12 protein-coding genes are annotated in these 14,313 nt (G+C 56.3%); 9 read left to right on the top strand and 3 right to left on the bottom strand.

Annotated elements, in window-relative coordinates:
- Positions 1-14: 14 nt before the first annotated feature.
- From CLU91_RS27730 to CLU91_RS02990, 4 genes are all read left to right on the top strand, one after another.
- A complete protein-coding gene (locus tag CLU91_RS27730) occupies positions 15-740 on the top strand; it encodes a hypothetical protein (RefSeq protein ID WP_157814564.1) in 726 nt (241 codons plus the stop codon).
- Entirely contained in the window at positions 724-951 is a 228-nt protein-coding gene (locus CLU91_RS27725; RefSeq protein ID WP_157814563.1) for a helix-turn-helix transcriptional regulator, read from the top strand. The genes CLU91_RS27730 and CLU91_RS27725 overlap by 17 nt, the downstream gene beginning before the upstream one ends.
- Positions 948-1,385 carry a hypothetical protein gene (locus CLU91_RS02995; protein ID WP_100872921.1) on the top strand — a complete coding sequence of 146 codons (438 nt, stop codon included), beginning with the start codon at positions 948-950 and terminating at the stop codon, positions 1,383-1,385. The genes CLU91_RS27725 and CLU91_RS02995 overlap by 4 nt, the downstream gene beginning before the upstream one ends.
- A 93-nt stretch (positions 1,386-1,478) precedes the next feature.
- Positions 1,479-2,000 carry a hypothetical protein gene (locus CLU91_RS02990; protein WP_100872920.1) on the top strand — a complete coding sequence of 174 codons (522 nt, stop codon included), beginning with the start codon at positions 1,479-1,481 and terminating at the stop codon, positions 1,998-2,000.
- Positions 2,001-2,035: 35 nt separating this feature from the next.
- On the opposite strand, the gene CLU91_RS02985 is transcribed toward CLU91_RS02990, so the two are convergent.
- Positions 2,036-2,491 (bottom strand): tellurite resistance TerB family protein, encoded by a 456-nt coding sequence (locus CLU91_RS02985; RefSeq protein ID WP_100872919.1) that lies wholly within the window; start codon positions 2,489-2,491, stop codon positions 2,036-2,038.
- Positions 2,492-2,811: 320 nt separating this feature from the next.
- Here CLU91_RS02985 and CLU91_RS02980 point away from each other — a divergent pair, with 320 nt between their 5' ends.
- The 3 genes from CLU91_RS02980 (at position 2,812) to CLU91_RS27715 (ending at position 6,826) form a co-directional block, all read left to right on the top strand.
- Positions 2,812-3,618: a lipid II flippase Amj family protein gene (locus CLU91_RS02980; protein WP_100872918.1), complete on the top strand. Its 807-nt coding sequence runs from the start codon at positions 2,812-2,814 to the stop codon at positions 3,616-3,618.
- A 95-nt stretch (positions 3,619-3,713) separates the two neighbouring features.
- Positions 3,714-4,568 (top strand): hypothetical protein, encoded by an 855-nt coding sequence (locus tag CLU91_RS27720; protein ID WP_157814562.1) that lies wholly within the window; start codon positions 3,714-3,716, stop codon positions 4,566-4,568.
- Entirely contained in the window at positions 4,565-6,826 is a 2,262-nt protein-coding gene (locus tag CLU91_RS27715) for a UvrD-helicase domain-containing protein (protein WP_157814561.1), read from the top strand. Before CLU91_RS27720 ends, CLU91_RS27715 begins: the two co-directional genes overlap by 4 nt.
- A gap of 166 nt (positions 6,827-6,992) precedes the next feature.
- Here CLU91_RS27715 and purL read toward each other — a convergent pair whose 3' ends face one another.
- Together purL and CLU91_RS02965 are read right to left on the bottom strand one after the other, a co-directional pair.
- Positions 6,993-11,030, bottom strand: a complete 4,038-nt coding sequence (purL, locus tag CLU91_RS02970) for a phosphoribosylformylglycinamidine synthase (RefSeq protein WP_100872916.1) — start codon at positions 11,028-11,030, stop codon at positions 6,993-6,995.
- Positions 11,031-11,226: 196 nt separating this feature from the next.
- Positions 11,227-12,294 carry a GGDEF domain-containing protein gene (locus tag CLU91_RS02965; protein WP_100872915.1) on the bottom strand — a complete coding sequence of 356 codons (1,068 nt, stop codon included), beginning with the start codon at positions 12,292-12,294 and terminating at the stop codon, positions 11,227-11,229.
- Positions 12,295-12,618: 324 nt separating this feature from the next.
- Between CLU91_RS02965 and CLU91_RS28380 the strand changes: the two genes are divergently transcribed.
- Both CLU91_RS28380 and CLU91_RS28375 read left to right on the top strand, forming a co-directional pair.
- Positions 12,619-13,503: a response regulator gene (locus CLU91_RS28380; RefSeq protein ID WP_232730601.1), complete on the top strand. Its 885-nt coding sequence runs from the start codon at positions 12,619-12,621 to the stop codon at positions 13,501-13,503.
- Positions 13,398-14,243 (top strand): hypothetical protein, encoded by an 846-nt coding sequence (locus CLU91_RS28375; protein WP_232730600.1) that lies wholly within the window; start codon positions 13,398-13,400, stop codon positions 14,241-14,243. Before CLU91_RS28380 ends, CLU91_RS28375 begins: the two co-directional genes overlap by 106 nt.
- The last annotated feature ends 70 nt before the right edge of the window (positions 14,244-14,313 follow it).

Genomic DNA, 14,313 nt, shown 5'->3' with positions numbered 1-14,313 from the left:
AGCTGGCGGACGCCATGGACATGCCGATGACAGCGCAGCAGCAGGGATTGATCGCCCGCCTGTATGACGCCGCGCTCGACGATGCACTGTGGCCACAGCTGTGCCGCGACCTGGCCGATGCCTTCGGCGGCGGCAGTGAGACCATCCTGATCCTGCAAAGCGACAGCGGCGCGCAGCTGCTCAATCCGGCGGGCCACTTCGGCAAGGAGGCCAGCAGCGCGTATGAAGCGTATTACTGGCAGCACGATATCTGGGCGAAAGTGGCATACCGCCTGGGCGTGGGCCAGGTTCACGACTGCGCAGAGCACATTCGTCCGCGCGATTTCGAGCGCACGGAATTCTATGCCGACTTTTGCCGCCCGCATGACCTTTACCACGTCATCTGCGCGATCTTGCCCATGGCGCCCGGGGAATCTGCCCAGCTGGGTGTGCACCGCCAGCGCACGCAGGGGCCGTTTGCGGACAGCCCACTGGTGCAGGCGCAACTGCAAGCGCTGCTGCCCCACCTGCAGCGCGCCCTGCACATCCGTTCCCGCCTGGCCCAGAGCGGCATGCAGGCACGCACCACGCGCGCGGCGCTCGATGCGCTCGGCACGGCCGTGCTGCTGGTCGATGGCCGGCTCGACGTGCTCTACGCGAACGCCAGCGCACTGGCCCTGTTCGGTCCCGGCCTGGAACGCAGCCTGCATTGCCCGGCTGGCGGCAGCCATCGCCGCCCCTGCATTGCAGCAGCTGTTTGACCTGACGCAGGCCGAAGCGCTGGTGGCCCAGGCGCTGGCGCAAGGCACCGCCATCGACCGCATCGCCGCCGATACGGGCGTCTCCATCAACACCGTCAGGACGCATCTGCACCACATCTACGACAAGACGGGCACGGCGCGCCAGGGCGAGCTGATCGCCAAGATCCACCAGAGCGCCAGCCCAACCATCAGAAAGGAGTATTCACCATGAAAAATACCGTGATTACCATCATCGTCATCGCCGCCAGCGCCCTGGCCACGGCCCAGGTGCTGCCGCCGCAGCGCACGGTCGAAGTGCCGGCCCTGTCGCTGCGCATCACGCCGCCCGCCCAGCCCCGCTACCTCAGCCGCGAAGACTTCCAGCCATATGCGGGCGAGTACACCTTGGCCAATGGCCAGAGCTTGCGCCTGCGCCAGTACGGCGGCTTGCAGTATGCCAAGGTGGGCGACGGCGAGGAACACCGCATCGTCGCCGCCGCGCCCAACGTATTTGTCGCCCTCGACCGCAAGCTCAAGGTGCGCATCGACCGCCGCAGCGACGGCACGGTGACAGGGGAACTGGTGATGATGGTGCCGCCGCAGCGCCTTGCCGACGGCAGCATGCAGCTGGAACGGGTGGCGGCGCTGCCGATCGCGGCGCGCTAGCGTTGCCGCAGGCGTGCTGCGGGGAAAAATAGTTGCATGCTATGATCGCCGCCTTCGGCGCGACGCCGCCGCAGCCACTCTCCATGGAGCACCATGTCCCAGACTGAAAAGATTCCAGCCCGCCTGCTGCGACGCACCCTGCGCCTGCTGGCCTGGCCCTTGCTGGCCCTGGTCAGCGCCGCCTGCACCAGCACCACCCGCCATCCGGCCAGCGAACCCACGCAAGTCATCCTGCGCTTTACCTATGATGACGGCAAGCCGATGCGGCATGACGATTACCTGGCCAATGCGCGCCAGCAAACGTATATCAAGCACTGCAGCAAGATAGGTAGCACCACTGTCTGCGACGTCGGCTCGGATCCACTGTTCATGGGCGGCGACGCCCCGCTGGACGCCAACGGCGAAGTGCGCGTCACCCTGCACTCTACCGGCCCCATCGGCAACAATCCGAACCACCACTGCATCAAGGGCAAAGGCTACGTCTTTGACTCCGGCGACTGGCGACGCGGTCCGTTTCACCATGGCCAGGTGATAGAGATCCGCTACAGGATCAACGAATTGGAAATGGCGTGCCCCTGGTCTTCGGGCACGCCGCCGTGGTGGGACAAGAGCTAAGCTAGCCAGCAAGCCAGAGCCGGCTGGCCTGGCAGTTACTGCAGCTCGAACTCCGCCGGAGTCAAGCCCAGCTCGCGCGCGATCTTGCTGGCCACGCGCTGCTCGTTGGCGTCGAAATTGCCGTCTGACGAAGCGACGGCGATAATCATGCGCACCAGCAAGCGCGACGCCTCCACATTCGACTTCATCTTGCCCAGCGCCTGATACGCCTTGGCTTCGCCGATATCCTTGTCGAACTCCAGCTGGCCGACATAGTCCTGGAACGCCTTGATCACGTCCGTGGTGGTAAACACCGACAGCGCATCATTGCTTTCAATGAATTTGACCATCTTCTGCTTCTCTTCCGCACTGACGCTGCCGTCGGCCATGGAAATCAAGGCCGAACCCGCCATCGCGGCATTCAGGAAATCCTTGTTCTTGTACTTCAGCGCTTCGGTTTTCAGTTCACTGGCTTTGGTCTTCAGTTTGGACAGAAAGGAATCGAAACTCATGGCGGTTCTCCTGGTTGGTTCAAATGAGGCAGCGCTACAGGCTACCATTGCCACCCAGATGAGGGCGCGGGGGTGGAATGCAAGCGGCGGGAACGAATCTTGCCTCCGATGAAAGCATAGCCAAACCCAGAGCAAGGGCCGGGGTCAGACCCTAAGGGTCTGACCCCAGTTTCTGCCTTTGGGGTGAAAAACCGCCAACTGCATACAAACGCCCAAAACACCACCAAACCCAATTAATAAGAAAATTATCTTATTTGCAGTTGAAAAATAAGTAACTCCATGGCAGCATGGAATGACATTTTCTTTACTGCAAGGTTGTGATGGACAAGCAATTGCTGTTGATTTGCGCACTGACGTTCATCATCCACATCATCGGCACCCTCGCCTACTCCGTGCGCATCGCCGGCATCCGCACGCGGCGCATCGCCGTGTCGCTGGCCCTGTTCAGCATTCTGATGCTGCTGTCGCGCACTTCGAACTCATTCCTTGGACCATTCCTGGCCAAGCGCGTGGAAACGCGCATAGACCACCATGTTGCCGCCAGCACCTTATTGGTCGACTTCCGCTGGCTGCTGTTCTCCGCCAGCCTGGCGACGATACTGGGCGCAATCCTTATCCCCACCTTCCAGCGCGCTTTCTGCCGCGCCGTCGAGCATTTCCAGGTGCACAGGTCGGTACCAAAACTGCTGCTGCACGCCGTCTTCAAGGGCGGCCTGCCCTACCTCAAGACCTCCGCCAGCCTGCCCAAGCCCGCCAACGTCACGGGCCTGCGCCAACAATCCGGCGTATCGATTTCCATGACAGCCATGAACGTCATCGCCACGGCCCTGTGGACGGTAGGCGTCTTCGCGGCCCTGTACGCGGGCGTGCTGGACCCCAGCGTGCGCGTGACCTCCAGCACGCTGTCATCAATCATCAACGGCGGCGCCACAATCATGATGGCCGTCTTCATCGACCCGCACATGTCGGGCATGACGGATGACGTCATCGAGGGCAAGATCGAAGAATCGCAATTCCGGCGCGCGGTGGTGTGGCTGGTGGGGAGCAGATTGGCGGGGACGCTGATTGCGCAGTTTTTGCTGGTGCCGTCGGCGGTGGTGATTGTGGGGGTGGCGCAAAATATATAATTTTTACATTAATTCTCAATTAATTAGCAATAGAATAAAAGCAACAACATACGCCCCTGAAAAATAACAAACATCAAAAGGATATGCGAATAAAAATGAGTGAATCTTTTACCTCTGTAGAAACAAATCAAGAGCTACGCCAGGGCGATATAATAAAGCAAAATCCAAATAGGAAAAATAAAAGAGCACAATGGGGATTCGTACTAACGGCGGATTGCGACATAGCACAAAAGAAGTCAGGAACCAACTATTCATGGCTGGAAATAATACCGGCAATGGAATATCTGGAAAATATTTGGTGCGAAGAACAATTGCGAAAATTTAGTGCCAAATACTCAACATATTGCCTAGATAAAATAAATTCCATTATAAGAAAAAATCATCAAAAACTTTCCGAACTATCTCATTCAAATCTATGCGAGTGGCTTCTAGAAAAATCTGCTTCGGAAATTCTCAATTTAATATACCCAAAAGATAAAAAAATTGAAGAAAAATTAGAAAGCACGCTGAAGGGAATCGAACTATCGATCAGACCGCCTAAGAAAAATAGACTTCACACTCTATGCCAATGCTGGGAAATTGTAGGAATAGATAAAAAAACACAAGAAAGTAGAATTCGTGAATATTTAAATTCTAGCGACGGGTTTCCAGATTTTTTTGTGGTACCTGAAATTCCAGGCGAGGATGATTTTTGCTTCATTATTCTTTTAAGATCAATATCAACGACCAAATCAAATTTAATATTTAATTCAGAACTAGAAGAAAAAATAGTAGGCCAAAAAAATTCATTTCATAGAATAGGTAGATTTAATGACAACTTAAGGTACGCAGTTGTTCAGAAATTCTCATTCCTTTTTTCTCGAATTGGCATGCCCGCTCCATTCGAAAAGGTCTCTGGTGAGGCTGCAGATATTTTAATTGAAAAGATTTTCCCAAAGGAAATAAGATGAAACCAAAAATATTAGTAATTGATCAATATTCTCTTCCTCTACTTGATTCAGCCCTAGTGGAAGATGAATGGTTTCGCGAGTTTAAATTGCCTGAAACATCTGGGAAATTGCGTCGAGTTGTAATAGGAGATAATATCTACATCCTATCGGAAGCAGCAGACGAAAACAGCGGTTATCTCGTAATATATATTGGTGAGAATGGTGTCTTTTCCTCTAGCGCTAGAAGTCGAAATGTTTTTGAACGAATAATTCGGGTTGCCCTAACACAGTTTGATCGTGGCATTTCAGTACCCGTTCCATGGCAAAAATTTCATGCAGGTTCAAGATTATCAGTCTATGCTGAGTCATATTTACGTGGAAATGTTGAACGAATATGTTTTGATAGATCACCGGCCGGAACAGCAAATATTTATGCATTTGCGGTAACATCAAAAGCATTAGATCTGGACAATGTTCCTATCGACATTGAGTGTTACACTTTTGCAATGGAGCAGATCGTTGATGCATTAATCACCGATATTCAGCCAATAATAAATGGAGGAAATTACGGGATTGTACTAAGTGAACCTTTGGGTCTACGTCTAGCAGGAAGTGGGACCTTGTTAGAATGGTACGAAAAACGACTTAACTCAGAACAACTAAATTTTGTAAATAAGTCGACCGATGGGCCTCTCAGGTTACGAGGTGCCGCAGGCACTGGAAAAACACAAGCAATGGTCGTAAAGTGTTTGCGAGATCTTTATGACGCTGCGGATAAAAATTTAGATTATCGATTCGCATTTTTAACGCATAGCTCAGCCCTTGCACATGAAGTAGTCCGAGGCATGTTATATGCATTAGATCCATCTGAAAGGTGGGCAAATCTATTTACAGAAGATGGAAAACCTAGGCTATGGATCGGCACACTTTATGAACTGGCTCAATTACAGTTAGGGTATGAGAAAAAGGGACTAAGCCCGCTCTCATTAGATGGAATCGAAGGACGGGATTATCAACGAGTAATGATTAACGATTCAATTAATCAAACCAACTCAGATGCAAGAATTAAATTCGGACTACTAAATGAATGCCCTGATTTTTCAGATAGAATGGAGGACTTAGACGCCCGAGATGCACTTATTGAAGAAATAATGAATGAGTTTGCTTGTTCAATTGATGCAGAGAATATTAGAAAAGGCACCACTGATGCTGAACGATATATAAAAGAAGATCGAGAGGCATGGCAAATGTCATTACCTACTATGAATCACAGAAAAATTCTCTTAGAAATACATAGTGCATATTGCCTTGAGCTTCATAAAGAAAAATATCTTAGCATGGATCAGATGGTAGCTGATTTCGGAAGATATCTTTCAACACATGAATGGAATCAACTAAAAGAACGAGATGGATTTGATCGGGTATTTGTAGATGAATATCACTATTTTACTCGCGTCGAAACAATGGTTTTGCAAAATTTATTCAAATCTCGAGCAGGCGTTTCAGGTCGCTGGCCACTATACATGGCATACGATCTAAAACAAAGTACCCGTGACACAAACTTTGGCAACGGAATTTCAAGATTTAGAAACCCAGGCGTAGGAGAATCAATCCCCGTTGACCTAAAAACAGTGTACCGATCATCACCTCAAATTACTGCTTTACTTCGTGATTTAGACGGGTCATTTCCAGCAATTGACCTAGAAGGTGAATTTAATACATATATAGGACAATCTGCTCAACCTAGCGGGGAAATTCCAACATTACAAATTTTCAAAAATAACACTGAGCTGGTGGATTCCATATTTGAACAAGCCATTTATGCCGCAAAAAGTCTCCCCGCAAAAGGAAACGATGTTGCCGTGTTATGTCTAAATGAAAAGCTTTTTAGCATTTATCGTGACGCAGGAAGAATACAAGACAAATTTATAGCAATAACCTCACGTGAAGATATGAAAGATTTACGCTATGCAAAAAACAGATGTGTTTTCAGCATGCCTGAGTATGTAGCTGGATTACAATTTGATACAGTATTCCTCATAAATTGTGATGAAGTGGAACTTTCTGTCGAACACATAAGTCAAGGTGCAAGACGCAGATATGTGTCACGGATGTATTTGGGAGCAAGCAGAGCAATTCGCCATCTTTCAATTGCAAGTTCTCTAGAGCGAGGCGGGCCAAATGGGATATTGAATTTATCAATAACCTCAAATAATATTGTGAAGAGTGAAAATTTAAAATCTAAAGAAAAGAAACGAAAAACTCCAAGCACATACTAAATTACGTTCAAACGTTTTTTCTTCTACAGATTTATTCGCACTTCTATCAAAACTAAAAACAGAATTTTCAATAATTAAAAAAGCCGCTGCCTCCCGACAGCGGCTTTCTCATTCCTACCCCAGCAGCAGCGCCCTGAACCAAGGCGCCGCGCCGAAAATAGCTGAATTACCCCACAAACTTCCGTGCATTCCTGAACATGCGCATCCAAGGCGAATCTTCGCCCCACGCTTCAGGGTGGTAGGACTGCTGCACGCTGCGGAACACGCGCTCCGCGTGCGGCATCAGCACGGTGAAGCGGCCGTCTGGCGTGGTGACGGAGGTGATGCCTTCCGGCGAGCCGTTCGGGTTGTACGGGTACGCTTCGGTGGCAGCACCCTTGTTGTCCACAAAACGCATGGCTTTGCTGACCTGGGTGATGTCGCCCGTTTGCGAGAAGTCGGCGTAGCCTTCGCCGTGGGCGATGGCGATGCCGGCTTGGGTGCCGGCCATGCCGTTGAAGAAGATCGATGGGGAATCCATCACTTCGACCATGGCAAAGCGGCCTTCGAATTTCTCCGACTTGTTGCGCGTGAACTTCGGCCAGGCGTGGGCGCCAGGGATGATGGATTTCAAATTGCTCATCATCTGGCAGCCGTTGCAGATACCCAAACCAAAACTGTCCTTGCGGTTGAAGAAGCGCGCGAACTGTTCTGCCAGGCTGGCGTTGAACAGTATCGTTTTCGCCCAGCCTTCGCCCGCGCCCAGCACGTCGCCGTACGAGAAGCCGCCCACGGCGATAACGCCCTGGAAGTCGTCCAGCTTGACGCGGCCCGCAATCAGGTCGCTCATGTGCACGTCGACAGCCGTAAAACCTGCCTGGTGCATGACGTACGCCGTCTCGATGTGCGAGTTGACGCCCTGCTCGCGCAGGATGGCGACACGCGGACGCACGCCGGTGGCGATGAATGGCGCGGCGATGTTCTCGTTCTGATCAAACGTGACGATCGGCGACATGCCCGGATCTTGCGCGTCCAGCAGGCGGTCGTATTCGGCGTCCGCGCAGGCTGGATTGTCGCGCAGGCGGGCGATGCGCCAGCTCGTTTCGCTCCACAGGCGGTGCAGGTCCGCGCGCGGCTGGGTGTAAATCAGCTTGGCGTCGCGCGTGAATTCGATCACGTCGCGGTCATTCAATTTGCCGATGATATGGCTGCAGGCGCCCAAATTAAACGTGCGCAGCACGTCCATGACGAGCGATTTTTCTTCCGCGCGCACCTGGATGACGGCGCCCAGCTCTTCGCTGAACAAAGCGCGCAGGGTCAGTTCGTTGCGGCGTTCCGCTACCTGGCCCGTCCAGTTCTTGGCGTCGCCCCAGTCGCTGGAATGCTCGCCTTCCATGGTCAGCATGTCGAGGTTGACGGACATGCCCGTGTGGCCGGCAAAGGCCATTTCCGTCAGGGTGGCATACAGGCCGCCGTCCGAACGGTCATGGTAGGCCAGCAGCTTGTCGTCGCTATTGAGCTTTTGAATGGCGGCGAAGAAGCCTTTCAGGTCTTCCGCGCTGTCGACGTCCGGCGTTTCATTGCCTAACTGCCCCATGACTTGCGCCAGGGCGGAAGCGCCCAAACGGTTTTTGCCGCGGCCCAGGTCAATCAGGATCAAGGACGTGTCGCCCTTGTCCATTTTCAGCTGCGGCGTGAGCGACTTGCGCACGTCGGTGACTGGTGCGAACGAGGAGACGATCAGCGACACCGGCGACGTGACGGATTTCGCCGCGCCCGTGCTGTCGTCTTTCCACGTCGTGCGCATCGACAGCGAATCCTTGCCGACGGGGATGCTGATGCCCAGCGCCGGGCACAGGTCCATGCCGACGGCTTTGACCGTGTCGTACAAGGCTGCGTCCTGGCCAGGCTGGCCGCAGGCGGCCATCCAGTTGGCGGACAATTTGATGTCGGAGATGTCGGCAATCGCTGCGGCGGCGATGTTGGTGACGGCTTCGCCCACGGCCATGCGGCCGGAAGCTGCGGCGTCGATGACGGCCAGCGGCGTGCGTTCGCCCATGGCCATCGCTTCGCCCAGATAACCCTCGAAGCTCATGGTGGTGACGGCGCAATCGGCCACCGGCACTTGCCATGGTCCCACCATCTGGTCGCGCACGGTCATGCCGCCCACGCTGCGGTCGCCGATGGTGATCAGGAACGATTTGTCGGCCACGGTCGGCAGCAGCAGCACTTTTTGCGCCACGTCCTTCAAGTCCATGCCCGTCAGATCGATGGCCGGGAAATCGTTGGCCACGTGGATCACGTCGCGTTGCATCTTCGGCGGCTTGCCCAGCAAGACATCCATCGGCATGTCGACCGGCTCGTTGCCGAGTTCCGGGTCGATCAGTTTCAGTTGACGCTCTTCGGTGGCCACGCCCACGGCGGCGAACAGACAGCGTTCGCGTTCGCACATGGCTTTGAACAGTGGCAGGCTTTCCGGCGCGATGGCCAGAACGTAGCGTTCCTGCGATTCATTGCTCCAGATTTCCTTCGGCGCCATGCCCGATTCTTCCAGCGGCACTTTGCGCAGGTCGAAAATCGCACCGCGCTTGGCGTCGTTGGTGATTTCCGGGAACGCGTTCGACAAGCCGCCCGCACCCACGTCGTGGATCGAGATGATCGGGTTGTCCGCGCCCATTTGCCAGCAGGCGTTGATGACTTCCTGGGCGCGGCGTTCCATTTCAGGGTTACCGCGCTGGACGGAATCGAAGTCCAGGTCGGCCGTGTTGCTGCCGGTGGTCATCGACGAGGCGGCGCTGCCGCCCATGCCGATGCGCATGCCCGGGCCACCGAGCTGCACCAGCAGGCTGCCGACGGGGATGTCGTTCTTGTGCGTGTGCTGCGCCGAGATATTGCCGATGCCGCCAGCGATCATGATCGGCTTGTGGTAGCCGAACACGGCGTCTTTGTCGACGCCGACGTTCTGTTCATACGTGCGGAAGTAGCCGCCCAAGACGGGACGGCCGAATTCGTTCGAGAACGCGGCGCCGCCCAGCGGGCCTTCGATCATGATTTGCAGCGGCGAAGCGATGCGTTCCGGTTTGCCATATTGGTCCGCATCCGTGCGGCCAGCCAGTGGCGCCGTCACGGAAGCGGCCGTTTCCCAGCTGCGCACGGCATCCGGCAGGGACAGGTTCGACACGGTGAAACCGGTCAAACCGGCTTTTGGCTTGGCGCCGCGGCCCGTCGCGCCTTCGTCGCGGATCTCGCCGCCCGCGCCCGTGGAGGCGCCTGGGAATGGGGAGATGGCCGTCGGGTGGTTATGCGTTTCCACCTTCATCAGGGTGTGCGTCAGCTCGGTCGATGCCGCATATTCGTGGTTGGCACCGCGCGGGTAGAAACGGGAGACCGTCGCGCCTTCCATGATGGACGAATTGTCGCTGTAGGCGACGACGGTGCCCTTCGGCTGCAGTTCGTGCGTGTTCTTGATCATGCCGAACAGCGACTTGGGTTGCGCCACGCCGTCGATGGTCCAGTCGGCGTTGAAGATCTTGTGACGGCAATGTTCGCTGTTCGCCTGCGCGAACATCATCAGTTCCACGTCCGTCGGGTTGCGGCCGGCCTTGGTGAAGGCGGCGTCCAGGTAGTCGATTTCGTCTTCCGACATCGCCAGGCCCAGCTCGACGTTCGCCGTTTCCAGCGCGGCCTTGCCCTGCCCCAGCAAGTCGATCGATTCGAGCGGACGCGCTTCCAGGGTGCGGAACAGATCCTTCGCGTCGTCCGCGCTGCGCAGCACGGATTCCGTCATGCGGTCGTGCAGCAAGTCGGCCACGGCCTGTACCTGCTCGTCCGTCAGTTTGCCTGCTAGAATCGCGCTGCCCAGGATGCCCGATTTCAGGTTGATGCGGAAAGCGACGCCGCGTTCGACGCGTTTGATGTGCGCCATGCCGCAGTTGTGCGCGATGTCGGTGGCTTTCGAAGCCCACGGAGAAATCGTGCCGAAACGGGGAATGACGAAGAATGCTTCGGCAGCGCCTTCCGTATTGTCAGCCTGGGCCGGCTCGCCGTACGTCAGCAAGGCGCCAAGGCGCGTGCTGTCGTCGGCCGTGAGGGGCGCGCTGGCATCGATGAAATGGACATAGCGTGCTTGTACGGCAACAATCGCAGGCGAGACGGCTTGCAGTTGGCTTAACAGACGGTGGCTACGGAAATGGGACAGGGCATTGGAACCCGGCAGTATCAACATGATTGGAAGGTGGTTGATGCAGCGTGGCTGCGGGTTAAAGGTAGGTATGACAATATCTTTCGTACGGCAAATTTCCTTTGCGCGCATTATACCCGTTTTACCCCTGCCTTATGACCTGAACTTATGGCTTTCCGGCCATTTCCGCCCTGAAAACGGCAGTTTTTGCCAACTTGCAACAACCAACCCGTGCGAGCAATCATCCGGCGATCACATAGCGGTTCTTGCCTTGCCGCTTGGCCAGGTACAGCGCCTCGTCGGCCAGCCGGTAGCTGTGGCCCAGCTCCTTGCCCCGGTCCAGTTCGGCCACGCCCACGCTAATCGACACGAACTGCGCCGCATGGAAAGCCTGGCTGACGGCTTCGACCAGGGCGCCGGCAAAGGCGCCCGCATCGTCGCGGCTGCCCGCATACACGATGCCGAACTCCTCGCCGCCCAGGCGCCCGCACAGATGGCCCTGCGCCTTGTCGGCGATGATGGCAGCCGTGCGCACGAGCACGGCGTCGCCTGCATCGTGACCCTGCTGGTCATTGATGATCTTGAAATTGTCGATATCGATCATGAGGAAATGCAGCATGCCGCCATGGCTTGCGCCATGCATCTGCTGGGCGCGCTGCGTGAACATGCGGCGGTTGTTCAAGCCCGTCAGGCTGTCCTGAAAGGCCAGCCGCGTCAATTCCACCTTGGAGTGATAGTTTCGCAAGCGCAATAAGCTGAAGCTGACGTTGAGCGCCAGGCCGAACAGCACGCTGACGGCGATCATCAACGGCACCCAGGATTGGTCGGGCAAGCCCGCATTGACGGGGTACAGGCCGTGACCCACGTTCCACCAGATGCCTGCCACCACGGCCAGGTAGCTGAGACCGCCATTGAAGATGGAGGCGATGGCCAGGGTCAGGAAGACCCCTACGGGCAAGACCCAGAAGCTGGCGTGCTGCACGGCGTCGGCCATGGTGCGCAGACCGAAAGTCAGGGCCAGCACGGCGCAGGCGCCGGAAATGGTCAGCACGGGCAAGGTGGTGCAGCGGTAGCGCGCCACCAGGCTGGCCAGCATGCCCAGCAGCGCCAGCACGGCGTGCAGCAGGTTCGGATGATAGGGATCGGGCATCATCAGCCAGGTCAGGCTGTAGGCGATGATGCCCATCACTTGCGTGACGAGGCCCACGCGGTGCAATTCCGCAAAATAGGTATGCTGCTGTTCGCTGTTGCCGCCAAAGGCAAGGGGAACGGCGATGCGCCGCAGGGAAGAAAGGTCAGGAACACGCATACGGGTATCGACACCAGAAAGAAGAAGAGCGCCCGGTACAGCCTTGCGCATGCCTGGCCGCAAGCTTGCGCGGCATCCAACACTAGTTGTAATTAGGATACTATCATGCTAGTCAACTAAATGCTGGAATATGCGGTGCCGCCATGAAATACAACGCCGCGCGCCACAGGATGCCTCCGGCGCCCTGCCCTGCGCCCGATTGCATGCATTTTGCTGGCAGTGTCGCCCGGCTTTGCAGTATGCTGATAAAAAGTAATGCTGCCAGGCAGATACCTATAAGAAGAGTTCCCGCAAATGACCGAACAGATGAACGAGAGCTGAACCATGCCAGAAACTAGCGACTTATCTGTCCTGATCGTCGACCCGAACCCCAGCATGCGGGGCAATCTGCACAATATGCTGAACCAGGCGGCCATCACCAAGGTGGAATATGCCGTCAATGCCGGTACGGCCATCCGCTTGCTGATGAAGAAACCGTTCGACATCATCCTGTGCGAATACGATCTTGGCAGTGGCACGGACGGCCAGGATGGCCAGCAATTGCTGGAAGACTTGCGCCACCACAAGCTGATCAGCCTGTGGACGATCTTCATCATGCTGACCTCGGAAGCCATCCACAGCAAGGTGATCAGCGCGGCCGAACTGACACCGTCCGACTACATATTAAAACCGTTTACCGTCGACGTGCTGAGCGGACGCATCGCGCGCGCCATCGACCGGCGCGCCATTTTCCTGCCCACGTATCAGCTGATCGACAAGGGCGACTTGCGCGAAGCCGTGAAAAGCTGCCGCGCGGCGGAACTGCAGCACCCGCGCCTGGCGGCCGATTTCACCCGCCTGCGCGCCGAACTGCACATCGCCCTCGATGAATGGAAGGAAGCGGAACAGCTGTACGCCGACATGCTGGCCACGCGGCCCATGGCCTGGGCCCACCTGGGACTGGCGCGCACCCTGTTCGAACAGCAGCGCCATGAAGATGCGCAGGAGGCGCTGCTGGAACTGGTGGAAACCTATCCCCGCTTCATGGCCGCCTACGACTTGCTGGCGCAAAACCATGAAGCCATGGGCCAGCAGCTGCAGGCAAAAAAATCCTCGAAGACGCGGTGGCCATCTCGCCGCACATGGTGGGCCGCCTGCGCCACCTGGGCGGCATCGCCTACGATACGGGCGACATCGGCGCGGCCGAACGGGCCTACAAGCAGGTGGTGACCAAGGCCAAGTACTCGGAATTCCGCGACCCGGAGGACCACGTCAACCTGGTGAAAACGCTGGTCAAGAAAGGCGATGCGCCGCAGGCGAGCGGCGTGCTGCGCGACATGGAGCGCTCCCTGCGGGGCAGCGCCAACGTGGAAGCCTGCCGCGCCATCTCGGCCGCGATGCTGCATGAATTATCCGGCAACGACATCGCCGCCGCCGCCGAACTGCAACTGGCCGCCGCCGCCCTGGACACGGCGCGCGGCCTGTCGACGCAGCTGAAGGTAGGCCTGGTGCAAAGCTGCCTGAAAAACAACCTGGAACAGGCCGCATCCGACGTCATGATGAAACTCGTCAACGAAGCGGACAGCGACGTGACAATGGAAGCGGCCGTCGACGTCTTTGAAAAAGCGGGCCGGCATGACCTGGCGCAAGGCATGGGCCAGCAGATTACGCACCAGGTGCAGGAATTGATGCAGGATGCGGCCAGCAAGTCGGAAAGCGGCGAGCTCAAGGGGGCCGTCTTCGTGCTGCGCCAGGCCTTGCGCAAGACGCCAGGCAACCTGCCCGTGCTGTTCGCCTCCGTCGACGCCATCTTGCGCCAGCTCAACATGCTGGGCTGGGAAGCCCCGCTGGCCGAACAGGCGCAGCACCAGATGCAGGTGATCCGCAAGATCGACCCCAGGCATCCGCAGCTGGAATCGCTCAAGCAGCAATACGAAGCCACGCAGCACAAGTATGGTATTGCGACCTGATGTGAAGGACGCACTGCAAACCTGCTGCTACGGTTTGCAGAAGCGTCGTGACGTGCGTTGGCGTCAAAAA

Origin of the sequence: Janthinobacterium sp. 64 (assembly GCF_002813325.1) — a bacterium.
In the GTDB taxonomy this organism is placed as follows: Bacteria; Pseudomonadota; Gammaproteobacteria; order Burkholderiales; family Burkholderiaceae_D; genus Janthinobacterium.
This window is presented reverse-complemented; position numbering and strand designations above follow the sequence as displayed.